The organism is Nonomuraea cypriaca (assembly GCF_015645445.1).
GTDB lineage: Bacteria > Actinomycetota > Actinomycetes > Streptosporangiales > Streptosporangiaceae > Nonomuraea > Nonomuraea cypriaca.
This window is the reverse complement of record NZ_JADOGI010000059.1, coordinates 23,102-49,814: the sequence shown is the minus strand read 5'-3', so window position 1 is coordinate 49,814 and position 26,713 is coordinate 23,102. Positions and strand designations below refer to the sequence as shown.

General features: G+C 71.4%; 26 protein-coding genes. 13 read left to right on the top strand and 13 right to left on the bottom strand.

What is annotated here, in order from left to right; genetic code table 11:
- A partial coding sequence (locus ITP53_RS20735; protein ID WP_195897070.1) for a zinc-binding dehydrogenase occupies positions 1-932 on the bottom strand: 932 nt, incomplete at its 3' end.
- Positions 933-956: 24 nt separating this feature from the next.
- On the opposite strand from ITP53_RS20735, the gene ITP53_RS20730 reads away from it, so the two are divergent.
- The 3 genes from ITP53_RS20730 to ITP53_RS20720 are packed head-to-tail and all read left to right on the top strand — an operon-like array spanning position 957 to position 2,943.
- Positions 957-1,361 carry an SbtR family transcriptional regulator gene (locus tag ITP53_RS20730; RefSeq protein WP_195897069.1) on the top strand — a complete coding sequence of 135 codons (405 nt, stop codon included), beginning with the start codon at positions 957-959 and terminating at the stop codon, positions 1,359-1,361.
- Positions 1,362-1,402: 41 nt separating this feature from the next.
- A complete protein-coding gene (locus ITP53_RS20725; RefSeq protein WP_195897068.1) occupies positions 1,403-2,185 on the top strand; it encodes a hypothetical protein in 783 nt (260 codons plus the stop codon).
- Positions 2,182-2,943: an MBL fold metallo-hydrolase gene (locus ITP53_RS20720; RefSeq protein ID WP_195897067.1), complete on the top strand. Its 762-nt coding sequence runs from the start codon at positions 2,182-2,184 to the stop codon at positions 2,941-2,943. The genes ITP53_RS20725 and ITP53_RS20720 overlap by 4 nt, the downstream gene beginning before the upstream one ends.
- Positions 2,944-3,048: 105 nt before the next feature.
- On the opposite strand, the gene ITP53_RS20715 is transcribed toward ITP53_RS20720, so the two are convergent.
- Positions 3,049-3,504 carry an NUDIX hydrolase gene (locus tag ITP53_RS20715; RefSeq protein ID WP_328815207.1) on the bottom strand — a complete coding sequence of 152 codons (456 nt, stop codon included), beginning with the start codon at positions 3,502-3,504 and terminating at the stop codon, positions 3,049-3,051.
- A gap of 57 nt (positions 3,505-3,561) precedes the next feature.
- Between ITP53_RS20715 and ITP53_RS20710 the strand changes: the two genes are divergently transcribed.
- Positions 3,562-4,518, top strand: coding sequence for an SDR family NAD(P)-dependent oxidoreductase (locus ITP53_RS20710; RefSeq protein ID WP_195897066.1), 957 nt, complete (start codon positions 3,562-3,564; stop codon positions 4,516-4,518).
- Positions 4,519-4,524: 6 nt separating this feature from the next.
- On the opposite strand, the gene ITP53_RS20705 is transcribed toward ITP53_RS20710, so the two are convergent.
- The gene (locus ITP53_RS20705; RefSeq protein ID WP_207756195.1) at positions 4,525-5,127 is read right to left on the bottom strand and encodes a DUF47 domain-containing protein; all 603 of its coding nucleotides are present in this window, start codon (positions 5,125-5,127) and stop codon (positions 4,525-4,527) included.
- 26 nt (positions 5,128-5,153) lie between these two features.
- Complete coding sequence (locus ITP53_RS20700) at positions 5,154-6,104, bottom strand: inorganic phosphate transporter (protein WP_195897064.1); 951 nt, start codon at positions 6,102-6,104, stop codon at positions 5,154-5,156.
- Positions 6,105-6,323: 219 nt separating this feature from the next.
- On the opposite strand from ITP53_RS20700, the gene purU reads away from it, so the two are divergent.
- Positions 6,324-7,178 carry a formyltetrahydrofolate deformylase gene (gene purU / locus ITP53_RS20695; protein ID WP_195897063.1) on the top strand — a complete coding sequence of 285 codons (855 nt, stop codon included), beginning with the start codon at positions 6,324-6,326 and terminating at the stop codon, positions 7,176-7,178.
- A 50-nt stretch (positions 7,179-7,228) separates the two neighbouring features.
- Here the strand turns inward: purU and ITP53_RS20690 are convergent, their stop codons facing one another.
- Genes ITP53_RS20690 through ITP53_RS20680 form a run of 3 tightly spaced genes read right to left on the bottom strand, consistent with a single transcriptional unit; the run spans position 7,229 to position 10,440 of the window.
- Complete coding sequence (locus ITP53_RS20690; protein ID WP_195897062.1) at positions 7,229-7,576, bottom strand: VOC family protein; 348 nt, start codon at positions 7,574-7,576, stop codon at positions 7,229-7,231.
- Positions 7,577-7,580: 4 nt separating this feature from the next.
- Entirely contained in the window at positions 7,581-8,372 is a 792-nt protein-coding gene (locus ITP53_RS20685; protein ID WP_195897061.1) for a helix-turn-helix domain-containing protein, read from the bottom strand.
- 10 nt (positions 8,373-8,382) lie between these two features.
- The gene (locus tag ITP53_RS20680; RefSeq protein WP_195897060.1) at positions 8,383-10,440 is read right to left on the bottom strand and encodes a prolyl oligopeptidase family serine peptidase; all 2,058 of its coding nucleotides are present in this window, start codon (positions 10,438-10,440) and stop codon (positions 8,383-8,385) included.
- A gap of 280 nt (positions 10,441-10,720) precedes the next feature.
- Here ITP53_RS20680 and ITP53_RS20675 point away from each other — a divergent pair, with 280 nt between their 5' ends.
- The 3 genes from ITP53_RS20675 to ITP53_RS20665 are packed head-to-tail and all read left to right on the top strand — an operon-like array spanning position 10,721 to position 12,331.
- Positions 10,721-11,227, top strand: a complete 507-nt coding sequence (locus ITP53_RS20675) for an HNH endonuclease (RefSeq protein ID WP_195897074.1) — start codon at positions 10,721-10,723, stop codon at positions 11,225-11,227.
- 44 nt (positions 11,228-11,271) lie between these two features.
- On the top strand, positions 11,272-12,066 hold the full coding sequence (locus tag ITP53_RS60355; protein ID WP_207756194.1) for a GNAT family N-acetyltransferase: 795 nt from the start codon (positions 11,272-11,274) through the stop codon (positions 12,064-12,066).
- Positions 12,067-12,124: 58 nt separating this feature from the next.
- The gene (locus ITP53_RS20665; protein ID WP_195897058.1) at positions 12,125-12,331 is read left to right on the top strand and encodes an FmdB family zinc ribbon protein; all 207 of its coding nucleotides are present in this window, start codon (positions 12,125-12,127) and stop codon (positions 12,329-12,331) included.
- Between the two features lie 24 nt (positions 12,332-12,355).
- On the opposite strand, the gene ITP53_RS20660 is transcribed toward ITP53_RS20665, so the two are convergent.
- Both ITP53_RS20660 and ilvD read right to left on the bottom strand, forming a co-directional pair.
- Positions 12,356-12,850 (bottom strand): helix-turn-helix transcriptional regulator, encoded by a 495-nt coding sequence (locus tag ITP53_RS20660; RefSeq protein WP_195897057.1) that lies wholly within the window; start codon positions 12,848-12,850, stop codon positions 12,356-12,358.
- Positions 12,851-12,974: 124 nt separating this feature from the next.
- A complete protein-coding gene (ilvD, locus tag ITP53_RS20655) occupies positions 12,975-14,813 on the bottom strand; it encodes a dihydroxy-acid dehydratase (RefSeq protein ID WP_195897056.1) in 1,839 nt (612 codons plus the stop codon).
- Between the two features lie 145 nt (positions 14,814-14,958).
- Here ilvD and ITP53_RS20650 point away from each other — a divergent pair, with 145 nt between their 5' ends.
- A complete protein-coding gene (locus ITP53_RS20650; RefSeq protein WP_195897055.1) occupies positions 14,959-17,670 on the top strand; it encodes a type 1 periplasmic-binding domain-containing protein in 2,712 nt (903 codons plus the stop codon).
- A 5-nt stretch (positions 17,671-17,675) separates the two neighbouring features.
- Here the strand turns inward: ITP53_RS20650 and ITP53_RS20645 are convergent, their stop codons facing one another.
- On the bottom strand, positions 17,676-18,452 hold the full coding sequence (locus ITP53_RS20645; protein ID WP_328815200.1) for a nuclease-related domain-containing protein: 777 nt from the start codon (positions 18,450-18,452) through the stop codon (positions 17,676-17,678).
- Positions 18,453-18,724: 272 nt separating this feature from the next.
- Here ITP53_RS20645 and ITP53_RS20640 point away from each other — a divergent pair, with 272 nt between their 5' ends.
- Together ITP53_RS20640 and ITP53_RS20635 are read left to right on the top strand one after the other, a co-directional pair.
- Complete coding sequence (locus ITP53_RS20640) at positions 18,725-19,015, top strand: hypothetical protein (protein ID WP_195897053.1); 291 nt, start codon at positions 18,725-18,727, stop codon at positions 19,013-19,015.
- Positions 19,016-19,060: 45 nt separating this feature from the next.
- Positions 19,061-19,423 (top strand): DUF5130 family protein, encoded by a 363-nt coding sequence (locus ITP53_RS20635; protein ID WP_195897052.1) that lies wholly within the window; start codon positions 19,061-19,063, stop codon positions 19,421-19,423.
- A gap of 91 nt (positions 19,424-19,514) precedes the next feature.
- Here the strand turns inward: ITP53_RS20635 and ITP53_RS20630 are convergent, their stop codons facing one another.
- The 3 genes from ITP53_RS20630 to pepN all read right to left on the bottom strand — a co-directional run bounded on the left by ITP53_RS20630 (position 19,515) and on the right by pepN (position 24,467).
- Positions 19,515-20,465 carry a hypothetical protein gene (locus ITP53_RS20630; protein ID WP_195897051.1) on the bottom strand — a complete coding sequence of 317 codons (951 nt, stop codon included), beginning with the start codon at positions 20,463-20,465 and terminating at the stop codon, positions 19,515-19,517.
- A gap of 29 nt (positions 20,466-20,494) precedes the next feature.
- Complete coding sequence (locus ITP53_RS20625; protein WP_195897050.1) at positions 20,495-21,775, bottom strand: serine/threonine-protein kinase; 1,281 nt, start codon at positions 21,773-21,775, stop codon at positions 20,495-20,497.
- 130 nt (positions 21,776-21,905) lie between these two features.
- Positions 21,906-24,467 (bottom strand): aminopeptidase N, encoded by a 2,562-nt coding sequence (pepN, locus tag ITP53_RS20620; RefSeq protein ID WP_195897049.1) that lies wholly within the window; start codon positions 24,465-24,467, stop codon positions 21,906-21,908.
- 89 nt (positions 24,468-24,556) lie between these two features.
- Here pepN and ITP53_RS20615 point away from each other — a divergent pair, with 89 nt between their 5' ends.
- Entirely contained in the window at positions 24,557-25,177 is a 621-nt protein-coding gene (locus ITP53_RS20615; protein WP_195897048.1) for a mycothiol-dependent nitroreductase Rv2466c family protein, read from the top strand.
- A gap of 128 nt (positions 25,178-25,305) precedes the next feature.
- Positions 25,306-26,709: an aldehyde dehydrogenase family protein gene (locus tag ITP53_RS20610; protein WP_195897047.1), complete on the top strand. Its 1,404-nt coding sequence runs from the start codon at positions 25,306-25,308 to the stop codon at positions 26,707-26,709.
- The last annotated feature ends 4 nt before the right edge of the window (positions 26,710-26,713 follow it).

Here is a 26,713-nt window from a genome sequence, read left to right as displayed (position 1 = left end):
GGGGTGGTGGGCAGGAGGAGGGCCTTGCCGGGGATCGTGCGCGCCTCTATGGCGGCGTGCGCTTCGGCGGCGGACTCCAGCGGGTACGTGGCGCCGATGACCGGGTGTAGCTCGCCGGCGGCGCCGCGGGACAGTGCCTCGGCGGACAGCTCGCGAAGCGGGACCGGGGGCCAGGGGATCGCCGTCACGCGGGGATCGGGGGTGGTCATGGGGCCGCCCGCCATGCCGTACACGCTCAGTCTGCCTCCGTCCTTCAGCAGGCTCTGGGCGGAGGCGCCGAGTTCGCCGCCCACACCGTCGAAGACCACGTCGAGGCCGCCCGTCGCGGCGCGTACCAGATCGGTCCAGCCAGGGGCGGTGTAGTCGGCCGTCAGCTCGGCGCCCAGGCCCGCGGCCAGTTCGCGCTTGGCCGGGCTGCCCGCCGCGCCGATCACCCGGGCCCCGGCCGCGTGGGCGAGCTGCACGAGCAGGCTTCCCACGCCACCGCCTGCCGCCTCCACCAGTACCCACTCACCGGGCCTCGGGGCGGCGGCCCGCGCCAGCCCCACGGCGGTACGCCCGTCGGCCAGCAACGCCACCGCGCTCTGCTGCGACAGGCCGGCGGGCACCAGCAGCAGGTCGGCGGCGCTCGCCACCGCCAGTTCCGCGTAGCCGCCGTACCCGTCCAGCGTGCTCACCACCCGGGTGCCCACCAGTGCCGGGTCCACGCCGTCGCCCACGGCCGCCACGGTGCCCGCCACGCCGTTGCCCAGGATCGCGGGCAGCTCGGCTCGCCGAGGCCCGCGATCCGCCCTGATCTGCGTCTCCACGAACGTGATGCCCGCCACCGCCACCGCCACGAGCACCTGACCGGGACCGGGCACCGGATCCGGCGTCTCCTCGACGACCAGCTCCTCGGGCCCGCCGTACCGCCGCAGGACCACCGCACGCATGACCAGCGCCTGTGCCTGATCGCCATGGAACGCGGCGTCGAGGCGGCCGAGGCCGGGCTCGCGGAAGCCGATCCCTGGGCCGGCCTGGAGCTGTACATACGCACCTGTGTGGGGTTCAGGTCGGGCGCGCTGGCGCCCGTCGCGGGCACCATCGAGGTCACCGACGAGATGTGGCGCACCGCCAGGAGGGCAACAGAACTGGCCGACCGGCTGATCTCCAGGGCGCGTGAGGCGGGCGTGCTCAGGAGCGACGCCACCACGCTCGACGTCTCGCTGCTCATGGAGCAGTTCAGCAGGCCCGCCCCAGGTACGCCCGGCCCGGAGGACCAGCACGTCACGCAGCGCCTGCTCGTCATCGCGCTCGACGGCCTGCGCGCACCGGGGACGAGCGAGCTGCCAGGCGAACCGCCGAACCTGGAGTGGTACTAAGGCCGCTGGGGCAGCTCCCCGTAGGGTCTACGGTGGGGTGCGTGGGCTTCAACGAGCTGCTTTCCGACCTCCATCCCAGTGCCGGCGCCCAGGTGGCGGGCATCAGACGCGGCTACGGCGGACCGCCGCTCCGCACGCTGAACGTCGGGTGCGGCCCGACCCGCCTGCGCTGCGCGTCACTGCTCAAGCCCCTGTACGCATGGGTGAGCGCGGCCCGAATCACCGACACCGAGCGGTGGCGCAGGCACGCCGAGCCCGCCGTGGTCATCTCCTCCAACGCCGACACCCTCAACCTCTGGCTCGGCATCGGGCCACGTGTCATCCTCGACGACCTCCGCCGGCGCACAGGAGTCGACTGGGGCCTGCCCAACGGCGACCCGTCGCGGTTCGGCTCGGTCGAGGTCGCCGCCTGCGAGGTCGCGATCGCGTACGCGGAGCTCGCCCAGGCCGGCGCCGCCGGGGATCCGGTGGCGGCGACCGTACTGGAGTGGATGCGGGAGGTCAGCGGGGCGCAGACGTTCGGCGTACGCGATGCGCTCCGGTCGCCGGAGGCCGGGATCAAGGGCGGCTGGTACGGCGCCCCCGACGAGACCTGCCTGCGTACGCATGCCGTGGCCGTCCTGCCCCGTGGCGGCACCCGGACCACCGTGGTCGTGGGCATGACCGCGCTGCCCTATACGGACGCCGGCGAGCGCCGGGTCTACCAGGACAGGGTGATGAAGGGGTTGCCGGTGGAGGACGAGCACGACCGGGTGTCGGGGACGACGCTGCGCGGGCTGATGGCGACGGCCCTCGCCGACCTGGGGCATCATCGACGACCATGAGATTCACCGTCCTGGGCGGATGCGGGGCCTGGCCGGCGGCCGGGCAGGCGTGTAGCGGCTACGTGGTCGAGCACGAGGGCTTCAGCGTCCTCGTCGACCCCGGCTACGCCACGCTGCCGCGGCTGCTGGAGCGGATGGGGGCCGCGGACGTGGACGCGGTGCTGGTCACCCACGGCCATCCCGACCACTGCGCCGACCTCAACCCGCTCCTGCGTGCCCGCGCTCTGCGACCCTCATCCGGAACCTCATCCGATCGCGTGCCCGCGTTGCCGGTGTACGCGCCGCCGGGTGCCCTCGACGCCGTGCTCGCCCTCGACAAGCCCCGGATGCTGGCCGGCAGCTTCGCGCTCCACGACCTGGCGCCCGGCGTGCCGCAGGAGCTCGGGCCGTTCCGCCTGGACGTCTTCGACCTTCCGCACCACGTGCCGAACGCGGGGCTGCGGCTGACCGGTGGCGGCCGGGTGATCGCCTGCACCGGGGACACCGGGCCGGCCGCCGAGCTGGCCGAGCTCGCCCGCTCGGCGGACCTGCTGGTGGCGGAGGCGACCTACCCGGTGCACGTGCCGGAGGAGGACGCGCCATATCTGTCCAGCGCGCTGGACGCGGGCCGTACGGCGGCGGCGGGCGGAGCGGCGCGGCTGTTGCTCACCCACCTGTGGCCGGACACCCCGGCCGAGCCGGCGCTCGCGGCGGCGGCCGAGTCCTACGACGGCGACCTGGCCGTCGCGGTGGGCGGGCTCACCGTCGAGCTGCCATGAGGCGCGCTCGTGGAGCTGCTGCGAAGCGGCTCACTGCGGAGCTGCCGTGAGGCGCGCTCGTGGAGCTGCTGCGAAGCGGCTCACCGTGGGGCCTGTGCGGCGCGCTCACCGTGGGGCTGCGGTGAGGCGGGCGACGACCTCCGCCAGGTTCGGCGGCTCGACCCGCTCGGGCAGCTCTTCGGCCCACGCGTAGCCGAGATACGCCGCGCGTTCCTCCTCGGTCAGCTCGCCGGGATCGACATCCGGGCGTACCCCGTCGAACCGGGCCAGATAGAACGGCTCGGTCTTCACATAGCGCACTCCGAGCCACGAGAAGTCCCGCGTCACCTCGACGAACCCGTCGAGGACGGCCGAGCCGGGCAGCCCCGTCTCCTCGGTCAGCTCCCGCCTGGCGGCCTCCAGCGCCGTCTCTCCGGGATCCAGCCCGCCACCGGGCGGCTCCCAGAGGTCGGCGTGGCTGACGTGGTCGTACCAGTGCATCAGCAGGACCCGGCCGTCGCGGTCCAGGCAGATGACCCTCGCGGCGGGCCGGTCATCGGGGGCTTGCTCCACGGGGTTCACGACACGACGTTACTCACCATTTGACCTGGAGTGCACTCCACTTCCTAGCTTGGGCGCATGACAACGCCGCAACACAAGATAGGGTCGGGCTTCGGTGCCGCGAGCACCGCCGACGACGTGCTTCGTGGGATCGATCTGTCGGGGAAGCTGGCGATCGTCACTGGCGGCTACTCGGGACTGGGGCTGGAGACCACGCGGGCGCTCACCCGCGCCGGCGCCCAGGTCGTCGTGCCCGCGCGCCGCCCGGACACGGCGCGGCAGGCCGTCGAGGGCATCGCGGGGGTCGAGGTGGACGAGCTGGACCTCGGCGACCTCGACAGCGTACGCCGGTTCGCCGAGCGGTTCCTCGACACCGGCCGCAGCGTGGAGATCCTCATCGACAACGCCGCGATCATGGCCACTCCGGAGACGAGGATCGGCCCCGGGTGGGAGGCGCAGTTCGCGACCAACCACCTGGGCCACTTCGCGCTCGTCAACCGCCTCTGGCCGGCCATCGCACGCGGCCGGGGCCGGGTCGTGGCCGTCTCGTCCGCCGCCCACCACTACTCGGACATCCGGTGGGACGACCTGGGGTTCGAGCGGGGCTACGACAAGTGGCAGGCCTACGGGCAGGCCAAGACCGCGAACGTCCTGTTCGCCGTGCACCTCGACGCGCTCGCGAAGGACGCGGGGGTGCGCGCGTTCGCGCTGCATCCCGGCGGCATCATCACGCCGCTCCAGCGCTACCTGGCCAAGGAGGAGCTGGTCGCCCTGGGCTGGATCGACGAGGAGGGCAACGCCCTCGAACCGGGGCTCAAGACCCCGGCGCAGGGTGCCGCCACCCAGGTGTGGGCGGCCACCTCACCGCAGCTGGCGGGCATGGGCGGGGTCTACTGCGAGGACTGCGACATCGCCGAGGTCGTCCCTGAGGGCCCCCAGGCCCTGGTGGGTGTCAAGGCGTACGCCATCGATCCCGGGCAGGCCGCCCGCCTGTGGACGCTGTCCGCCGAGCTCACCGGCGTCAACGCCTTCTGACGGGGCTCACCGTTTCATCGCGCCGTCGGCGATGGCGTCCGCCGCCTCGCCGATGGCCACCCCGACGATCTCCAGCCGGCGTACGAGCTCCCGCTCCTTCATCGCCTCCGGCGTGATCTCGCCCGAGAAGATGCGCGAGATCTCGTACTGGTACATCCGGCGGATCGCCCCGCCGGCCTTCTTCGCCTCCAGCGCGTCGCGCGCCACGACGGACGGGCGGGAGGCGAGGTCGCGGACGGCGTTCTCGAGCGCGTCGATGCCGACGATGACCTGGTCGAGCAGGGGAGTGAAGCGGATCTGGTCAGGCACCCTGTAGAGGTGGGACTCGCGGACGAAGTCCCGCAGGGAGTCGAGCACGTCGTCGATCGAGCGCGACAGCCTGAACAGGTCCTCCCGGTCGATGGGCGTGACGAGTGCGTCCGTGAGCTCGTCGACGAGGCGGGCCCGCTCCTCGTCGCCGAGGTGCTCGATCGAGCGCATCTGCTCGTGGGCCCCCGTCCTGCCCACCTCGCCGCCGATCATGGCCATCGCCAGCCAGGCGCCTTCCTTGGTGGCTTCGAGCTGCCCGAGCAGGGCCCCCGTGAGCGCGCTGTCCATGCGCCCGGTCATGAGGTCTTTGATCCGCCGTAGCCGCTTCACCCGAGGTTCACGCTCGCAATCCCCTTCACGAGGGCGGCGAGGCCGCAGGCCAGCAGGACACCGGCGGGCAGGGTCAGCAGCCAGGCGGTGACGATCTTGGCGGCGGCGTACCAGCGGACGCCGGCGCTGCCCTGCGACACGCGGGCGCCGATGAGCCCTCCGGCGATGGACTGGGTCATGCTCACAGGCATACCCACGGCCGCGCTGCCGAGCACCGCCGCTCCCGCGGCCAGTTCGGCCGCGACCCCGTGCGCGGGCCTGGAGACGATGATCTCGCGGCCGAGCGCACGGCCCGCCTTCGGCAGCCCGTACATGGTGCCGAGGCCGAACAGGACGGCCGCCAGGGTCGTGTACGCCGGCGGCGCCCCCGAGAAGCCGAACGCGACCATGAACACGGCCAGCATCTTCTGCCCGTCGTTGGCCGCGTACGCGACGGTCTGGAGCAGGAACCCCACCCGGTGCAACTGGGGCAGCCGTCTCGCCGTGGCCACCGCCACCAGCGCCTGGATCAGCAGCCAGGCCAGCAGTCCGCCGGCGATGGGCGCCGCCACGCCGAACGCCAGCACCAGCGCCACCGACGTGAGCGACACCGGCAGCCCCCAGCCGAGCCCGGCCCCGGTGAGGGCGCCCACGATGGCCAGGGTGAGACTGGTCGGGCGGCCCTTGGCGCTGAGCACCGTCACCACGGTCAGCGCCGATATCACCGCGATCGTCATCGCGATCTTGCCGCCCGGCTCATGGAAGGTCGCCAGCCGGTCCACGAACGTCAGCGCCACCTGGTGCGTGACCAGCGGCATCACCGCGACCAGCACTACCAGCGAGAGGAGGCCGGTCGCCGGGCGCACGGTCGGCAGTTTGAGCCCGGTCGCGAGGAGCGCGCCTCCGTCGTTGATCCCGGACACGACCGCGAAAACGCAGGCGACCGCGATCAGTACGACAGTCTCCAAAGGCCCGCACTCCATCCGCCCGCCCGGATAAGGGAGGACAAATCCGACGCATGGAAAACGCTCGTAACGCCGGATTACTACCCATGGCCGGGGCGCGTAGCGCAGCGCGACGGCCGGTATTCTCGGGGATACGGGCCGTCACCGCGAAGGTGCAGGGGGGCCCGGCGGTAACCTGCCTGAGTCAGCCCGACGCATCCCACGGCCCGCGAGAGTGAAGGCATGACGAGCCCCGCCGAATACATCCTGACCCTGTCCTGCTCCGACCGGCCCGGTGTGGTGGCCGCCGTCTCCGGCCTGCTCGCGGGGCACGGCTGCAACATCATCGAGAGCCAGCAGTTCGGCGACCGGGTGGCGCAGCGTTTCTTCATGCGCGTGCAGTTCGCGGGCCCGCTGGGGGAAGACGCACTCAACGCCGCCTTCGCCGCGCTCGCGCCCGACCTGACCATGGAGTTCAGGCTGCGCGACGTGGCCAGGAGGCCACGGGTGCTGATCATGGTCAGCAAGTTCGACCACTGCCTCAACGACCTGCTCTACCGCGTCAGGTCCAAGGCCCTGGGCATCGAGATCGCCGCGGTCGTCTCCAACCACCCCGACCTGCGCCCGCTCACGCAGTCGTACGGCATCGACTACCACCACCTGCCGGTCACCCCCGAGACCAGGCCCAGGCAGGAGGCCGAGGTGCTGGCCCTGGTCGAGCACTATCAGGTGGACCTGGTGGTGCTGGCCCGCTACATGCAGGTGCTCTCGGAGGGCCTGTGCGAGAAGCTGTCCGGACGGGCGATCAACATCCACCACTCGTTCCTGCCGTCGTTCAAGGGCGCCAAGCCCTACCACCAGGCGCACAACCGCGGCGTCAAGCTCATCGGCGCCACGGCCCACTACGTGACCAGCGACCTGGACGAGGGCCCGATCATCGAGCAGGAGGTGGCCAGGGTCAACCACAGCCACTCGCCCGAGGACCTCGCGGCGATCGGGCGCGACGTGGAGAGCCTGGTGCTGGCCAGGGCGGTCAAGTGGCACGCCGAGCAGCGCGTGCTGCTGGACGGCCACAAGACCGTCGTCTTCCCGCGCTAGCCCGCCCGCTCAGGGCCGGTCAATGGGCATATGAGTGCTGCGACGCCCGCTCAGGGCCGGTAGGTCCCGAAGTACCAGGGGTTGCCCTCGGGGTCCTCGCAGGCGTACTCGCGCGACCCGTAGGGCTGGTCGACCAGTGCCATGGTGATCGACGCCCCCGCCGCCTTCGCGTGATCGTGATGGGCGTCGACGTCCTCGACCGCGACGTAGATCCCCGGCCCGCCCGGCCGCCCCGGGCCGATCATGATCAGGTCGTCCCCTGCGAGCAGTTCGGCGTGGTGGATCACGCCCTCGTCGTTCTTGGACACCTCGTGCGCCCGGAACCCGAACGCGCTGGTCAGGAAGTCGATGGCGGCCGCGCAGTCCTGGTAGCGGGCCTGTGCGTAAACGGTTCTCATGGCCTCAGGATGCCCGGCGGAGCACTTCGGGTCTTGGACGAATCTGACCTGGCGTCGTGTCGCCGAGCACCCGGAACTCGCGGTTCATGTGGGCCTGGTCGTAGAAGCCGCACTCGGTGGCGACCTCCGCGATGGCCGTGCCTGACCGCAGCAGCCGGGTCGCCCGCCCGAACCTGATCACCCGAGCGGCCGTCTTCGGCGAGAGCCCGACCTGGTCCTGGAAGCGCGCCACGAGGTGCCGGTGGCTCCAGCCGAGCGACTCCGCCAGCGACGGCACGCCGAGCCTGCCGCCGGACTCCAGCAGCCGCGCCCACGCCCAGGGCACCGCGGGCGCGAGGTCGGGCCCGGCGAGGACGCGCTCGGTCAGCAGCCGGTCGGCCAGCGCCAGCCGCTGCCGCCACGAAGGTGTCCCGGCCAGCCGGTCCACCACCATGTCGGCCCACGGCCCGAGCAGGTCGCCGACCGGCACGACCTGGTTCGTCAGGTGCCGCATCGGCAGGCCGTAGAGCCGCCTGGCCCCGAACGGCGTGAGGAACACCTCCACGCCCTCCGTCGGCCCCGCCACGCAGGTGGCGGTGAACCGGTCGCTGAGCCCGCCCGCGAACGCCGTGAGCGGCTCCCCGCGCACCTCCATCGGCGTGCCGAAGGCGAGGATGAGCACCGCCCCCGGCATCGCCATCTGCGACTGCGCCACCGGCGAGCCGTAATGCTCCCGGTACGCGCACAACCGCGTCACGTACGGCCGCAGCGCGGCACTGGGGGCGGCCTCCAGCATGACCGGCCCCTGCGTGCTCATGTGCCCGAGACTACAGACCGGTGTGCCGGGCGAGGAAGGTGAGCGAGTCGGCCGACAGGTCCGCCGACCGGCTCACCGCCCGCGCGCCGTGCCCGACCTCGGCCTCGTTGCGCAGCAGCACGGGACTGCCGGCCGTCGAGGCGTGTTGCAGCGCCGCGCACATCTTCCACGCGTGCATCGGGTGCACGCGCGTGTCGGACTGGAAGACGGTGAACAGCGTCGCGGGGTAGGGCACCGACTCCTTGACGTGGTGGTAGGGCGAGTAGCCCCACAGCCAGCCGAACTGCTCGGGGTCGTCTGCCGAGCCGTACTCGACGTTCCAGGTGGCGCCGAGGCCGAACTTCTCGTATCTGATCATGTCGAGCAGCGGCGCGGAGCAGACGACGGCCGCGTACAGGTCGGGGCGCTGCGTCAGCGCGGCGCCCACGAGCAGGCCGCCGTTGGAGCCGCCGGAGATGCCGAGCTGGGCGGGCGTGGTCACCCCGGTGGCGATGAGGTGCTCGGCGGCGGCGTGGAAGTCGTCGAACACGTTCTGCTTGTGCGCGAGCATGCCGGCGCGATGCCAGTCCTCGCCCTCCTCGCCGCCGCCGCGCAGGTTGGCGATGGCCCAGACGCCGCCCGCCTCCACCCAGGCCAGGGTCGTGGCGGAGTAGCCGGGGGTCATCGACAGGCCGAAGCCGCCGTAGCCGTACAGGACAGTGGGGCGTGGGCCCGGGGTGTCGTCGGCGGGAGAGATGACCAGCATCCGGACGTCGGTGCCGTCCTTCGACCGGTAGACGACCTGCGAGGTGCGCACCGCGGGCACCTCGACCGCGCCGGGGGAGGCCGCCCAGAGCGTGGTCTCGCCGGTCCTCGCGTCGTAGCGCTGGATGGTGGGCGGGGTGGTGTTGTCGGTGTAGCCGAACCACGCCTCGTAGCCGCCCTCGGGACGCTCCGAGATGCCGCCGATCGTGCCGAGGCCAGGCGTGGGCACCTCGCCGACGCGCTCGCCGGTCTCCAGATCGTGGACGGTGATCTCGCTGAGCGCGTGGCGGGTCCAGCCCACCAGCAGCACCGGGCGCTCCAGATCGTCGAGGATGGCGAAGTCGCTCAGCACCGCCTCGGGGTCCTCGGGGACCAGGTCGCGCCACGTCTCGAACCCGGGAGTGGCGGGGTCGGTGACGCACACCCTGGCCCGCGGCGCGTCGCGGTCGGTGTGCACGTAGAGCCTGCCGTCGCGGCCGAAGACCAGCCCGGTCTGCGCGTCCACGCCCTCCTGCACGACCCGCAGCTCCGGCCGGTCCATGGGCGACGCGGTGAGGTCGGCCACCCAGAGGTCGTTGCGCGGCGCGGTGCCCTCGTGCGCGGACACCTGCAGCCAGCGGCCGTCCCGCGAGACGGAGACGCCGTAGTAGTTGGTCATCTTCAGGCCGTCGCCGAAGATCATCACGTCGTCCTCTGCCGAGGTGCCGACGCGGTGCAGGTAGATGCGGCGGTGGAACTGCGTCTCGTTCTCCGGCACCTCGGTGCTGGGCAGCCTGCGTACGTAGTAGAAGGCCTCGCCGCCGGGCAGCCAGGCGATGGGGGAGTAGCGGAACCGGTCGATCGGCCCCTCGACCCGCTGCCCGGTCGCGACGTCCATGACGTAGAGGATCGACTCCTCGTTACCGCCCACCGAGATCTGGTACGCCAGCAGCCGGCCCTCCTTGTCGGGCTGGACCGCGTCGAGCGTGGTCAGCCCCGACGGGTCGATCTCCATCGGATCGATCAGCGCCCGCTCGGTGCCGTCGGCCTCGGCGACGTAGAAGACGGCGTGCTCCTGGTCGGGCGTGCGGCGGGAGAAGAAGCGCCGCTCGCCGCGCCACGCCGGCGTGCCCACGGAGCCGGACCTGAGCAGCTCTTCGATCCGTCTCTTGAAGCGCTGCGGCCCCCGCTCCCGGCCATAGAGTTCGGCCTGCGCGAGCAGCCACCCCTTCGTCTCCGGGCTGTCGGGATCCTCGAGCCACCGATAGGGGTCGGGAACCGGTGTTTCGTGCAGGATTTCGATGATTTCTTCGCGTCGTGCTGACGGGTACGGCTCTCGCGTCATGCTCGAACCCTACTGCCAACGCGCACGCGTAAAGCGCTGGTGAAGTGGGCATAAAACGTATCGTGTGTCCCTCTAGTCATTCCGCCTGCCGGTTTTGGGGTGGCGGGGACCACGGTGTAAACGCCAGACTTGGTGACAGGACGGTGCCGTGGTGACATCCGCTGGGCCGTCCGGCGGAGGTCCACGTGACGGAAGCACAAATGCCCCAGGAGGGGCCGACAGGCGGGACATGCTGCGGCATGTCCCCTTTGATACGCGCGCAGCAGGGAGAGGCCCGATGATGCGCCAAGTCCTGCTGCTCAATGCCACATACGAGCCGCTGACCACGCTCTCGCTGCACCGGGCCATCGTGCTCGTGCTGCGGGAGAAGGCCGACGTCGTCCACCGGGACGGCAGGGGCGCGGTGCTGCGCTCCGCGAGCCGTACGCTCGACGTTCCCTCGGTGATCAGGCTCCGCAGATATGTCCGCATCCCCTACCGGTCGCGCATCCCCCTGACCAGGGCCGCTCTCATGCGGCGCGACGACTACCGCTGCGCCTACTGCGGCCAGCGGGCCGAGACCATCGACCACGTCATCCCCCGGTCGAGGGGTGGCACGCACACCTGGGAAAACTGCGTCGCCTCCTGCACCACGTGCAACCACAGGAAGGCCGACAAGTACCTGGAGGAGCTGGGGTGGACGCTGCGCGTCAGCCCCGCGGTGCCCCGGGGCGCGCACTGGAGGCTCATCGGCGCCTCGCTCGTCGGCGACCCGCTGTGGGCGCCCTACCTCGAGGCGGCGGCCTGAAACCGCTTTGATGCGGGGTCCGCACACCTGGCACCATGCCAGGTGTGTGGACCTTCACCGCGGATGTCGAGGAATACGCCGCGGTCGCCGAGCCGGTCCTGCTCGGCGACCCGGTGCGCAACACCGTCCCGCTCACCGTGCTGGCCAACCTGCGGGCCGGCCTGCCCGTGAAGGATCCCCTCTTCGGCTGGTGGACGGTGGACGGTGAGGTTCGCGGCACGGTCTTCCACACGCCGCCGCATCCCGTCGGGCTCTTCTCCCTTCCCCCCGAGGCCGTCGCGCCGCTGATCGAGGCGATCGGCGGCGACGTGACGGCGGCCGTGGGCCCGCTGGAGGTGACGTCCGAGGTCACCCGGCTGCTCGGGACGCCCAGGCGGGTGATGCCCGAGCGGCTCTACCGCCTCGGCACGCTGGCCGTCCCCGCCGCGCCGGGGCGGGGACGGCTCGCCGTACCCGCCGACTTCCCGCTGCTGGTGAGCTGGTATCACGCGTTCGGCGCGGAGGTGGCGATGGGTGAGGGCGACGTGGCCGAGCGGGTCGCGCGGCGGCTGTCGGCCCGGGAGTTGTTCGTGTGGGAGGCTGACGGGGCGCCGGTCTCGCTGGCCGCGCTCTCCCCGGCGGCGGGCGGGGTCTGCCGCATCGGACCCGTCTACACGCCGCCCTCGTGCCGCAGGCGCGGCTACGGCGCCGCCGTCACCGCGTACGCCAGCCAGACCGGTCTGGCCGAGCGCTGTGACGAGGTCGTGCTCTTCACCGACCTGGACAATCCCACCAGCAACGCCATCTACCAGGCGATCGGCTATGAACCGGTGTCCGACTACGCCCACCTCACCTACTGAGCCTGCCTGAGCTCGCCTGGGCCCGCCTGAGACGGACCCGCCCTAGTACGCTTGGTTCATGCCGCGTTACGACTTCCGCTGCCGCGCCTGCGGCTCCACGTTCGAGCTCTCCCGCCCCATGTCGGCCTCCGACGAGCCGGCGACCTGCCCCGCCGGACACGACGACACGGTGAAACTGCTGTCCACCGTTGCCATGACCGGCGGCGCGGCCGCCCCCAGAGCCACCGGTGGCGGCTGTTGCGGCGGAGGCTGCTGCTCCGCATAGGGGCGCCAGGCCCGGCCGGTCTCCTTACGCCGCCTTGGCGCGCTTACGGCGCTGGAACGGCAGGAACCGGTCGGCCAGGTGCGGTCGGGACGGCGTGAGCGTCGGCTCGACCGCGATGATCCGGTCGAACCTGAATGCCCTGATCCCCCGGCGCAGCCTGCACACCCCGACGAGATACCAGTATTCGCGGTGGACCAGGCACGTCACCGGCTCGACGTCGCGCGCGGTGATGTTGCCTGAGGCGTCGCGGTAGTGCAGGCGGATCATGAGACGGCTGGTGATGGCGTCGGCCATGAGCCTGGCTCTGGAGGCGACCTCCACGGGCAGCGGCTCGGTGAGTGTCGCGAGCGTGGTGGCGATGACGTCGTCGTCGAGCGCCAGGTGATCGAGCGCGTGCTGCAGGCCACGCCTGGCGGTGACGGCCTGCGGGCCCGATCCGAGGTGGGCGAGGGAGAGGGCGAGGGCGGCGATCTCGGCGGTCGTCAGCGGGCGAGTCTCGTGCTTCACGACTGTCGTCATACCCCAACAATAGGGACGACCACCGACAATTTTCGAAAGTCTGTGCGGCAGGTAAGGACCTTGTCCCCCTGCCGCACAGACCTTTCCGCCCAGTGCCGTCAGCGTGGTCGCCGGCGGGGTCGTGTCAGCGGGAGAGCTGCGACAGGTCCCGGGAGGCGCCGGTGGAGGCGGACGTCGTCATCGCCGCGTACGCCTGCAGCGCCACGCTCACCGGCCGGTTGCGGTCACGCGGCCGGTATCCGCCCAGGTCGGCCAGCAGCCGCTCGCGCCGCGCGGCCAGCTCGGCCTCGGGCACCCTCAGGTCCATCGTCCGGTTGGGGATGTCGATGTCGATGAGGTCACCGTCCTCGACCAGCGCGATCGCGCCGCCCTCGGCCGCCTCGGGCGAGGCGTGCCCGATCGACAGCCCGGAGGTCCCGCCGGAGAAGCGCCCGTCGGTGATCAGCGCGCACGCCTTGCCCAGGCCCTTGCCCTTGAGGAACGACGTCGGGTAGAGCATCTCCTGCATGCCGGGCCCGCCCTTGGGGCCCTCGTAGCGGATGACCACCACGTCGCCCTCCTTGACCCGCCCGCCGAGGATCCCCTCGACCGCCTGCTCCTGCGACTCGAACACCACCGCGGGCCCGCTGAACTTCCAGATCGACTCGTCGACCCCGGCCGTCTTCACCACGGCGCCGTCGCGGGAGATGTTGCCGTAGAGGACGGCCAGGCCGCCGTCGGCGGTGTAGGCGTGCTCCAGGTCGCGGATGCACCCGGCCGCCCGGTCGAGGTCGAGGTCGTCCCAGCGGTTGTCCTGGGAGTAGGCCTTGACCGTGCGCACGTTGCCCGGCGCCGCGTGCCACAGCTCCACGGCCTCGGGCCGCACCGACGGTGAGCGCACGTCCCAGGCGGCCAGCAGGTCGGCCAGCGTGCCGCCGTTGACCGTGGGCAGGTCGCGGTGCAGCAGCCCGGCCCGGTCGAGCTCGCCCAGGATGGCCGGGATGCCGCCGGCGCGGTGGACGTCCTCGACGTGGTACTTGCTCGTCGCGGGGGCGACCTTGCACAGGCACGGCACCCGCAGCGAGATCTCGTTGATCTCCTTGAGCCCGAAGTCGACCTCGGCCTCGCGGGCCGCGGCCAGGATGTGCAGGATCGTGTTGGTCGAGCCGCCCATCGACACGTCGAGCGCCATCGCGTTCTCGAACGCCTCGCGGGACGCGATCGAGCGTGGCAGCACCGACTCGTCACCGTCCTCGTAGTAGCGGCGGGTGATCTCCACGAGCTGCCTGCCCGCGTCCTCGAAGAGCTGCTTGCGCGCCTTGTGCGTGGCCAGGATCGTGCCGTTGCCCGGCAGCGCCAGGCCGATGGCCTCGGCCAGGCAGTTCATCGAGTTGGCGGTGAACATGCCCGAGCAGGAGCCGCAGGTCGGGCAGGCGCTCTCCTCCATCTCCAGCAGGTCGGCGTCGGAGACCGAGTCGTCCGCGGAGGCGATCATCGGGTCGATGAGGTCGAGCTTCCTGCCGGGCGTCTTCCCCGCCTCCATGGGGCCGCCGGAGACGAAGATCGTCGGAATGTTCAGCCGGAACGCGGCGAGCAGCATCCCCGGTGTGATCTTGTCGCAGTTGGAGACGCAGATCAGCGCGTCCGCGCAGTGGGCGTTGACCATGTACTCCACGGCGTCGGCGATCAGCTCGCGGGAGGGCAGCGAGTAGAGCATGCCGCCGTGCCCCATGGCGATGCCGTCGTCCACCGCGATCGTGTTGAACTCGCGGGGGATCGCCCCCGCCTCCCTGATCGCACCCGCGACCACGTCGCCGACCTCGCGCAGATGCACGTGCCCCGGCACGAACTGGGTGAAGCTGTTGGCCACCGCGATGATGGGCTTGCCGAAGTCGCCACCGGCTACGCCGGTCGCCCGGAGCAGGGCCCGGGCACCGGCCATGTTCCTGCCGTGGGTGACTGTACGTGACCTGAGGGCGGGCATTGCGCATCTCCCATCGCTAGCGAGTCTTCACATGTTACGGCCCTCGCCCGGGAACTGAGACAGCCGTCCACCCATCGGACACTTGGTTACCGGATCGTGCCGCAAACGATGCCGACGGCCGGGGAAGCCGTGTTACAGAGATCAGATGAGTCACGGGGCAGTCAGGCTGGACGATCCCGCGCGGGTCGGCAACTTCATCCACACCATAGACCGCCTGTGCCGCAGACCGGCCAGGGGCGAGGGGGTACAGGACTCGCCGCACGCCGCCAGACAGCCGTTATTGGCCAGATGGCGGGACGCGAGCGACGCCAGACAGCACACCGGCCGCGGGGGCATCCCGCTGGTCCAGCTGAGCGAGGCGGGGGACTGGCCGGCCATTCTGGCGCAGGACGGCAAGGCCGGCCCGCGCGTCATCTCGCCCGGCATCCCGCGCGCGAACCCGGACATCCAGCCGGGCGAGAACGTGCCGAAGATCCTCGCGCGCATCGTGACCGCGCTGCGTAGCAACCGGCTGCGCTTCCCGCGTTACCGGCTGGCCGCCGAGATCGTCGAGCGGCTCGCCGGGTCGCAAAGCGAGGAGCAGGCCCGTCAGGTCCTGCGCGAGCTCGACCGCAACTGGGGCTGGGGCGTCGACACGGCGGGCGTGGGCGCCGAGCACCTCCCGTTCCCTTTCAACCTGCTGGTCAGGCTCCTGCCGGGATTCGTGCACGATCTGCGGCTCAGCGGACGCGTGCCAGGGCTGAGCGTGCGCTTCCGCTGGCTGCGCCGCGCACTGTCGGGGGACGACCGCAAGGCGCCCGGTGTGGCGGCCCTGCTCGCCGCCCTGGACCCGGCCGACGAGGATCGCGTCTCACGGCTGCTGCTGGCCGCGTTCATGGAAGACCTGGCCGCGCAGTACCGTCGCTCGCTGCGGCACGTACGCGGCGCCGCCCACGTCTTCTACCCGCTGCTGCTGCTCAACGAGCACGGCGGCGGCCTCGTCGAGCTGATCGAGGAGCGGCGGGCGGACCTCGGCAGGTTCGACCCGGTCGTGGTCGTCTCCTACTCCTCCGACGCCGCCCGGCCCGAAGACGCCGACCCGCAAGACGACGACCCTCTGTGGCAGATCATCCGCTGGCGCAGGGAACTCGTCACGGCCGACAGCGCCACCGCCTGGCGGCAGGTGCTGGAGACGCCGCTCACCATGTCCGCACCGCCCGTCCCCGCGGACCTCGCCAAGTACGACGTCGCCGACGTCGCCTCGATCCCGCCGGCCCGCGGGGCGCCCTGGTGGTCGTCGTGGACCGCGATCGCGCTGTTCTGGATGGCCCTGGCGGGCGCGGCGGGCGCGTACGCGGGCCAGACCGCCGCCTGGCACAGAAGCGCCTGCGCCACGGGCCTGTGGACGCCGTGGACGGAGAGCGGCAGGCAGCTGGCCGGCACCGAATGCGTCGGCGTGGCCGAGCCCGACTACCTGTTCACGCCGGGTAACGCCGAGATGGAGCAGGTGCAGGCCCAGCTTCAGCTGGAGAACGAGCGCGCCGCACAGCTCCACGAGGACCATGGCGAGCGGCCGTACGTGACGATCGTCTATCTGGCGGCGCTCACCTCGACGGACCGGGACACGCTGGCCGCGGCTCGTGAGGGACTGGCTGGGGTCGCGATCTCGCAGAAGGGGCAGAACGACGCCCAGGGCGCCAGCCAGCCGTTCATCCGCATCCTGCTCGCCAACGCCGGCGGCCGGATGCAGCACGGCTCGCGCATCGCCCGGCTGCTGCAGCGCTACCGCGACGACGAGGCGCCCATCGTCGGCGTGGTCGGCCTGGACCAGAGCCGCCAGGAGACCGTCGCCGCCATCCATGAGCTGGGCGCGGCCGGGCTGCCGATGGTGGCCGCCACGCTGTCGGCGGACCGGCTGGTGGGCGAGTCGCCGTTCTACTTCCAGGTCGCGCCGCAGAACTCCAGGCAGGCGTGGATGGCCGCGGCCTTCGCAGACTCGCTGGTCCGGCAGGGCGACCTGAAGCGGCGGACCGCACGGGTCTACTACTCCCACGACGAGACCGACTACTACGTCTCCAACCTGAAGAACCGGGTCGTCGCCCGGCTCGAAGAGCGCCGCTTCGACGTGGAGGCGCACCGGTTCACGCCGATCGGCGGCGCCAAGCCGGGCGCGGTGGACAGGAGCGACGACCCGTACGCCGGGGAGCCGAGGGACGCGGGGGTGTCCGCCTGCGGGTTCGACGGACTGGTGTACTTCGCCGGGCGCGGCATCCCCGACTTCGCCGAGTTCGTCAAGGGGGTGGCCGACAAGTGCGCGAGCTCACCGCCGATCATCCTCGGCGGTGACGACGTGACCAGGTACGTCGCCGACGTCAGCATACGATCGGCGGTCAGCAGCGTCGGCTACTACTACGAGTCGTTCGCCGCGGCGCCCAGCAAGTGCGGCGAGCCCCAGCGCCACGACTTCTACCGCAAGCTGTTCGCCACGTTCCCGTTCGAGTGCAAGGAACCGGGGCCGGGCCGGACCCTGGACGGGCACGCCGCCCTGGCGTACGACGCCACGGAGACGATGATCACGGCCATCCGGCGGCTCGGCAGCGTGCGGCACGGCGTGGAGGTCAACTCCTACACCGTCTGGCGCCAGCTCTACACGTTGTACACGCCGGACCAGAGCGGCCACGTCATCGAGGGCGCCACGGGAGCGCTCGACTTCGGGCTGGGCTCGGCCCGGCAGTATCCCTTCGACAAGGCCGTGCTCATCCTCTACGCCAAGGGCGTCGAGCGGCCCCGCCAGGTCGGCAAGTGCGGCAACGTCTCCCAGGCGCGACCGGCGGAGTCCTTCTCGTGGTGCGCCTCGATCCCGCAGATCTACCGCTGAGCGGGTCAGCTCTCGCCGTATCGGGCGGGCAGCACCTGGGCGGCGATGTCGTAGAGCCGGTCGATCTCGCCGTCGGTCAGCGCCCGCTCCCGCTTGGTGATCCACCTGCGCGCCCGGTCGCCCTGGTAGACGTCCACGCCGCGGATGGTCATGACCTTCCACGGCACGGGCGGCCCGTAGATGGCGAGCGAGGGCACCACGGCGACCTCGCGGCCGAACGACTTGGTGATCAGTTCGCTGGCCTGCGACGCCTCCAACTTGGCCTCGGAGATGCGGGCCTTCATGTCGAAGGGTCCGTGGAAGAGCTTCTTGCCCATCTGCACCCGCACAGGCAGGCGCTTGTCCCACTTCTCGGAGTCGACCGCGTAGACGCCGGTCGGGCCCACCACGAGGTGGTCGATCTGGGCCTCGGTGCCCGGGATCGCCCTGGCGTGCAGCGTGCGGTAGCCGCTCCGCTCCAGCCTGCGCAACTGCGCCTCGGTACGCCGCTCCGCCACGGAGGAGCGCCGCCAGGCGGGCACGGAGGAGTTGGAGCGGGCCCGGTAGACCGCTTCGGCGATGGCCGCGATCACACCGGCGGTGACGCCCAGCCGCCAGTCGCGCACGAGGAAGCCCACCACCAGGGCGACGCCGAGCGCCAGGAGCAATCGGTTGCGCAGGCGGCGGAAGCGGGGTTGTCGCAGCAGGGTGCGCACGGACGCGCGCTCGACCGGCGCGTACGTGGAGGTGGGCGCCGATGGCTTCGCGGGTGGGGTCTGCTCGCTTTCTGGCCGGTCACTCACCCAGATTGGTGACGCATTGTGACCGTCTTCTGGCTGATTGTCGGAGTCCACGTAACTCACCGTAGCCTGGGGTCCTGATCGAATCCTAGTGCTGCCTTGTCCATAGTTTTATGGCCCAGCTCATCGTGTTCCACGCGCGAATTAAGGGTATGTCTTACGTTCTTCTCTAGAGACGCCAAGAAAGATCTTAGCCGGGTGAGCCGGGCCACGCTGCGAGGAACACTCTCGCGGCGGGTCTGGCCGGGCGGGCTCACGAGGTTTACGGTCTTGGTGTGAACAGCGCAACGGAGATTCTGCTCCAACTCCTCGGGGTGTCCTTGGGGCTGTTCGTGCTGATCAGCCTGCTGGTCATGGTGCCGGGCCGGGGTGGCCGGCGCCGGGTGGAGTCCGGCCCGGTGTGGCTGGGCGGGCCGTCCAGGAGCGAGCGCGGTGTGAGCACGTCGGACCTGGTGCTGGCCGACCGGGTGGCGCCCTGGGCGGACGTGCCCGAGCACGACTGGGTGGCCGCGGCCGAGACGGCGGAGCCCGGCGGCAGCACCGGCGGCGCCTCCGCCGGCTGGTGATCATCCGGACGAGAAGAGCACTGGAGCCGGGATGGTGAGGTGACGATGCGAGGACTGACCGCCGCACAGGCCGACGACGTCAGGAAGGCGCTGCACACCGCCGAGCGGCGCAGCGGGCTGCGGTTCGGGTTGTTCCTCGGCGAGCCCGTCGGCGCCCGCCGCCATTTCGCCGAACGGCTCCACGCCGCCCTGGGTGACGAGGCCGATGACGCCGTGGTGGTCCTCGTGGACGTCGCGGGCCGCGGCCTGGAGATCGTGACGGGAGCGAACGCCAGGCGCCGGCTGACGGACGGCGCGTGCCGGCTGACCGCGATGTCGATGGCCACCGCGTTCAGCGCGGGCGACCTGGTGGGCGGCCTGCTTTACGGCATCGCCGCCCTCGGCGAACAGGCCACCGCCCGCCACTGATCGCCACCGCCACTGATCGCCACCGCCACTGATCGGTCACTGACCGTCACTCACGTCGCTGCCACGATCGGTCGCTGATCGTCACTGACCGTCACTGCCTTTCGAGCAGGCCGGCGATGTGCTCACTGACGCCGCTCAGCAGGGTCGCGGGCTCGATCGGCGCGGCGGCGACGGCCGAGAACAACGCGGGCAGCCCGGGCAGGGGGAACCCGTCGTCCTTCGTCGCGGCGGAGCCGACGGCGTTCTTGTCCAGCGCCGCCCGGCTGCGCTCCCAGGCGTCGAGCACCTCCTCAGGCGACGGCACCCCGAACCCGTGCCCCACCGGCGCCGCGTGGCGCAGCCGGACGAGCGGGGACTCGGCGAAGGCCAGCGCCGTGCGGGCCCGGAGTTGCAGATCGGCGCGCTGCTCAGGCTCCACCCAGTCCATGGCCGTGCACGGGTTGCGGCAGGCGGCGACGCAGACGGCGAACGCGCCCGCGACCTGGCTGTGCTGCCGATCGAAGTACGCCCGCCAGCCCTGCCCGGGCTCCGTGGCCACCCGCAGCGTCCGGTTGGTGGCGGACTGCTCGGACTTGGTGTGGTCGCACTCCCGGTCCCCGATCACCCCGAACCGGCTGCCGGTCGAGCTCAGCCCGTCGGGCCAGCGGCCGGGGTCACCCGCGTGGCCGAGTTGCGGCTCGAACGCCAGCAGCGGCAGGTACTCGCTGGCGATGTGCACTGCGGCGATCATCGGGCTCAGCTCCCGCCGGTGCCATCGTACGGCGATCACCTCGAGCAGCAGCCCGTACGCGGGCCGCAGCGACTCCAGCGCCCCCCGCGGTTGCTCGCGCGGTGTCTGCGGCATGTGGCAGGCCCGCGCCTGCCGCCTCAGGTCGGTCGGCACCGCCTTCGCCTCGGCCGCGAAGTCCTCGGCGTCGAGCGAGAGGAGCCGCTGCCCGAACTCGCACGCCCCGGCGATCTCCGCGGCCGGCGCGAGCACGCCGAGATCGGCGAAGGCGTAGCGGCGGGCGAGAGTGATGAGCAGATCGCGAGTCGTCTCCACGCGACGACCTTCTCACGGTCGGCGCGTGCTCACGTACATGGGGCGCGGATGCACTGGATCTCGGTGTTCGGCTTGCTGACCGTGGGCTCGGAGGTGGGCTCCTCGGGGCCCGGCGTGGTCGGCTGCTGGGTCGGCTCAGGCTCGGGCTCGGGCGAGTTGGTGGGCGTGACCGTGGGAGTGCTGGTCGGCTCGGTGGTGGCGCTGGCCGTCGCGGTGGGGCCCGGTTCGTGCGCGGTGCGGGTCGGCTTGACGATCGGGGTGCGCTTGACCTGCGGCGTGGACTCCCGCTTGGTGGTGGCCGGCGGTGGGGCCATGGTGGAGACGGAGGTGGCGCCGGTGGCCGGCGCCGGCACGCGCTCGGTCGTGGGCTCGGCCGGCCTCAGCCAGACCGATCCCGCCACGGCCGCCGACACGACGACGGCGGCGGTGACGGTGAACGCCACCTGCAACGCCCGGCTGCGGCGGCGTGGCGCGGGCGGCGTGCCCGGCGAGGCCATCGCCTTGCGCGCGGCGTCCGCCATCTGCGCGGCCGTCGGCCAGCGCCGGTCGGGCGTCTTCTCCAGGGCCCGCGTGACGACCTGCCGTGGCCCCGGCGGCACGTCGGCAGGCAGAGCGGGGACGGGGGAGTTGAGGTGCTTGAAGATGATCTGTACGGGAGTGTCACCCTGGAACGGCAGCTTCCCGGTCAGGCATTCGTACGCCACCACGCCCAGGGCGTAGATGTCGACCGCGGGCGTCACATCGCTGTCGGCGGCCATCTCTGGAGCGCAGTAGCCGGCGGAGCAGAGCATCGTGCCCGTGGCCGTCAGATGCCCGGCCGAGACCGAGTGCGCGATGCCGAAGTCGGTGAGCGCGACGGTGCCGTTGGGCCTGATCATGAGGTTGGCCGGCTTGACGTCGCGGTGCACGATGCCCTGCGCGTGCGCCGCGGCCAGCGCGTCGGCGGTCTCCGCGACCAGCCGCATGGTCAGCGCGGGGCCGAGCGGGCCGCGGCGCAGGAGGCGGTCGAGCGACTCGCCCTGCACGTATTCCATGACCAGGAAGCTCACCTGGCGGCCGTCGACCTCGCTGGTGCCGTAGTCGTAGACGTCGACCACGCCGGGGTGGCCGAGCGTGGCCATGGCCCTCGCTTCGTTCTGGAAGCGGCGGGTGAACGAGGGATTGTCGGTCAGCGCCGGCGTCAGCACCTTGACCGCGACCGCCCGCCCGAGGACCGTGTCGTCGGCACGCCACACCTCGCCCATGCCACCGCCACCGAGGCGACCGGCCAGGACGTAGCGATCGTTGAGGGTGGTCCCCGTGCCCAGCACGTTTCGAGGCTAACACCGCACCTGAGCCGCCATCGCCAAGTCGCTCAATCGGCGGCGGCCCCGGGCGAGTCGCCGGGAACGCGAAAGGCCCACGCCGGGCGAACCAGGCGCGGGCCTCGGCGGACGGGCGTCAGGCGGACGCGGCGTCCTTCTCGCGGTTGCGCAGCGCGCGGCTGACGCCGTCGGCGCCCTCCAGCACGAGCCGGCGCAGCGCCTGCGGCGGCTGCCCGGCCGCCAGGAAGTCCTGCGCCGCCTGCACGGTGGCGGGCTCGATGAGCAGCGAGGGGAAGCACCCCACGGCGAACGTCGACGCCTGGTCGAACGTCCACTCCTGGTAGATCCGCCCGACCTCCGCGAAGTACCTCTCCCGGTACGGCACGAGCAGCCCGGTGTGATGCGGGTCCTGGAACCCGCTGATCATGGCACGGGCGATGTGGTTGGCGAGCTTGCCCTCCACGATCCGCTCCCAGGCCTCGGCCTTGGCCTCCGCCGTCGGGATCGCGGCCCTGCACTGCGCGGCCGATCGCTCGCCGGTCGCCGTCGGGTCGCGCTGCAGCTCGGCCTCGATGTCGGCCTCGGTCAGCTCGCCGCCGGCGACGAGCGCGTACACGAGCGTCCAGCGCAGGTCGGCGTCCACGCTCAGCCCCTCGGGCACGGAGGAGCCGTCCAGGATGCCCCGCAGCAGAGCCAGGTCGTCCTTCGAGGTGGCCACCGGCGCGAACGCCTGCAGGAAGGCGAGCTGGTGGTCGGAACCCGCCGCGGCCGACTTGAGCAGCGAGCGCAGCTCGGTGGCGAGCAGTGCCAGGCCCTCGGACCGCCATGCCGGGTCGGCGTACTGCTGGACGGCCTGGCGGGCCTGCCGCAGCACGGCCTGCAGGACCGTGATGTCGGTGACCGTGGCCGCGCCGGAGACGACCAGCCGGACGTAGTCGCGGGTGGACATCTCGCCGTCCCTGGTCATGTCCCAGGCGGCGGACCAGCACAGGGCGCGGGGCAGCGAGTCGGTGAACGCGGCGATGCCGCCGTCGACCAGCGTCCGCAGCGAGTCCGCGTCGAGGCGGATCTTGGCGTAGGTCAGGTCGTCGTCGTTGATCAGCACCAGGTCGGGCTGCTCCTCGCCGACGAGTTCGGCCACGCTCGTACGGGCACCGACCACGTCCAGCTCGACCCGCCTGGTCCGCTTCAGCGCGCCGTCGGCCAGGGAGTAGAGGCCGATCGCGACCCGGTGCGAGCGCAGCGTCGGGTAGTCGGCAGGAGCCTCCTGGAGCACCTCGAAGCTCGTGAACCGGCCCTCTGACACCTCGAACGAGGGCCGCAGGGTGTTGACCCAGGCCGTCTCCAGCCACTCCTTCGACCAGGAGGACAGGTCGCGGCCCGAGGTCCGCTCCAGGGCGCCCAGCAGGTCCTTCAGCTCGGTGTTGCCCCAGGCGTGCTCGGCGAAGTAGTCGCGTACGCCGGCCAGGAAGTTGTCCAGCCCGACGTAGGCCACGAGCTGCTTGAGCACCGAGGCGCCCTTGGCGTACGTGATGCCGTCGAAGTTGACCTCGACCGCCTGCATGTCCGGGATGTCGGCGGAGATGGGGTGGGTGGACGGGAGCTGGTCCTGGCGGTAGGCCCAGGCCTTCTCGACGTTCGCGAACGTGGTCCACGCCTTGTTCCACCGGGTGACCTCGGCCTGGGCGAGCACGGACATGTAGGTGGCGAACGACTCGTTCAGCCACAGGTCGTCCCACCAGCGCATGGTGACGAGGTCGCCGAACCACATGTGCGCCATCTCGTGCAGGATCGTCTCCGCGCGCCGCTCGACCGCCGCGTCGGTGACCCGGGAGCGGAAGACGTAGTCCTCCAGGAACGTCACGCAGCCCGCGTTCTCCATGGCCCCGGCGTTGAACTCGGGCACGAAGAGCTGGTCGTACTTGCCGAAGGGGTAGCGGACCCCGAACACGCGGTGGAAGAAGTCGAAGCCCTGCCTGGTGACCTCGAGAAGGTTGTCCGCGTCGAGGTGCTCGGCGATCGAGGTCCGGCAGTAGATGCCGAGCGGGATGCCGTCGTGCTCGGCGGTGACCTTGTGGTACGGCCCGGCCACCAGCGCGGTGATGTACGTGGACATGACCGGCGTGGGCGGGAACTCCCAGCGCCTGGCGGCCGGTACGGTCCCGTGCTTGCCCGGCTGCTCGGGCAGGTCCTCGACGCCGGCCGCGGCGGCGTTGGAGACGACCTCCCAGTCGGCCGGGGCCAGCACGGTGAGCTGGAAGGCGGCCTTGAGGTCGGGCTGGTCGAAGCAGGCGTACATGCGGTGCGCGTCGGCCGTCTCGAACTGGCTGTGGAGGTAGACCTTCTGGTCCACCGGGTCCACGAAGCGGTGCAGGCCCTCGCCCGTGCGCATGTAGGCGCAGTCGGCGTCCACCCGCAACTCGTTGGACTCGGCGAGCGAGGGGAGCGGGACGCGCCCCTTCTCGGCGTCGTAGCCCGCCACGTCGAGGTCGTGGCCGTTGAGCGTGACCTTGCGCACGCGCGCGCCGTGCAGGTCGATGAACGTGGACGCGCCCGGCCGGGTGCTGGTGAAGCGGACCGTCGTGACGCTCTCGAAGCGCTCGTCTCCTTCCGTCAGATCGAGTGCGACCTCGTACGACTCGACCGTCAACAGGCGGGCACGCTCGCGAGCCTCGTCCCGGGTCAGGTTGCCTGCCAAGTTGCGCTCCTTTTCACCACTTTGTCGGGCTTGTCGGTATCCTGTCATGCCGGGAATAGGACCCGAACCACCTCAGGTTATGGCCACACGTGACTGAAAAGATTCCCGTGGACCTGTGGTTCGATCCTGCCTGCCCCTTCGCCTGGGTGACGTCACGATGGCTGCTCGAAGTCGAGAAGGTACGCCCCATCGAGCCTCGCTGGCGCATCATGTCCCTGTATTTCCTCAACGAGGACAAGAACGTCCCGGATGACTACCTCGAGCGCGCCGCCAGGGGCATGGGGTCCATCAGGACGGTGGCCGCGGCCGCGGCCAAGCACGGCGAGGAGTTCGTCGGCCGCCTCTACACCGAACTCGGCACCCGCCTGCACAACCAGGGCCTGAGCAAGGAGCCCGAGCGGCTGCGCGAGGTCGTCGAGGGCTCGCTCGAAGCCGTGGGACTCGACAGGTCGCTCTCCGACGCCATGCACTCGGAGGAGTGGGACGACACCATCCGCGCCTCGCACACCGAGGGCATCACCCTCGTCGGCCAGGAGGTCGGCACGCCGATCATCCGCGTCGGCGCCAACGCCTTCTTCGGACCCGTGATCACGCGGATCCCCAGGGGAGAGGAGGCCGGCAAGCTCTGGGACGGCGTGCTGATGGTCACCTCGTCCGAGGACTTCTTCGAGCTGAAGCGCACGCGTACGAAGCGGCCGCAGTTCGACTGACGGGCCTTTCAGGGCACGGCCGGACATCGTACGCTGGGATGAGAAGTCCCGTGGCGGGGTAGAACTCTTGCCCCTCACTCCGGCCGCGCCCTCGCATCGCCTCCGCGAGCACTGACAGGATGGTGGGCATGCGTCAGCTGTATATCGGCGGCTCCTGGACGGCTTCGGCGTCGGGCGAGCCCATCGAGGTAGTGAACCCGGCCACGGAAGAGATCATCGACCGCGTGCCCGCGGGCTCTCCCGACGATGTGGAGGCGGCCGCGCGGGCCGCTCGAAAAGCGTTCCCGGCGTGGGCGGCCACGGCCCCCGCCGAACGCGGCAAGCTGCTCGCCGCCGCGGCCGAGCTGCTGAGACAGCGCTCCGACGAGATCGCCAAGACCATCGCGACCGACATGGGATCGCCGCTGGGCTTCGCGCTCAAGGTGCAGACGCTGATGCCCGCCACCGTGCTGTCCTCCTTCGCCGGGCTGGCCGAGAGCCACCCGCGCGAGTCGCGCGTGGGCAACTCGCTGGTGGTCAAGGAGCCCATCGGGGTGGTCGCGGCGATCACGCCGTGGAACTACCCGCTGCACCAGATCGTCTGCAAGGTCGCCCCCGCGCTGGCCGCCGGCTGCACCGTGGTGCTCAAGCCGAGCGAGGTGGCGCCGCTGGCGGCGTACGCGCTGGCGGAGATCTTCGACGAGATCGGCCTGCCGCCTGGCGTGTTCAACCTCGTCAGCGGGCGTGGCCCGGTCGTCGGCGAGGCCATGGCCGCCCACCCCGAGGTCGACATGGTCTCCTTCACCGGCTCCACCGCCGCCGGCCGCCGGGTGGCCGCTCTGGCGGCCGAGTCGGTCAAGCGGGTGGCGCTCGAGCTCGGCGGCAAGTCCGCCACCGTCATCCTGCCCGACGCCGACCTGGAGACGGCGGTCAAGGTGGGCGTGGCCAACTGCTTCGTCAACGCCGGCCAGACCTGCTCGGCGTTGACCCGCATGATCGTCCACCGTGACCAGTACGACGACGCCGTCCGGCTGGCCGTCGCGGCGGCGGGCAAGTACACCGTCGGCGACCCGTTCGACGAGGCGACCAGGATCGGGCCGCTGGTGTCCGAGGCCCAGCGCAACCGCGTGGTCCACTACATCAACCGGGGCCAGGAGGAGGGCGCCAGGCTGGTCGCCGGAGGCACCGAGCGGCCGCACGAGCGGGGCTACTACGTCGAGCCGACGGTGTTCGCCGCCGTGGAGCCGGGGATGACGATCGAGCAGGAGGAGATCTTCGGGCCGGTCCTGTCGCTGATCCCGTACACGAGCGAGGACATGGCCGTACAGATCGCCAACGACACCAGATACGGCCTGGCCGGCGCGGTCTGGGCGGGCACCGAGGAGCACGCGGTCGCGGTCGCCCGCAGGCTGCGCACGGGCCAGGTGGCCGTCAACGGCGGGAAGTTCAATCCGCTGGCGCCGTTCGGCGGCTACAAGCAGTCCGGCGTGGGCCGGGAGCTCGGCGAGCACGGCCTCGAGGAGTACCTCGAGGTCAAGGCGCTGCAGCTGTAACCCC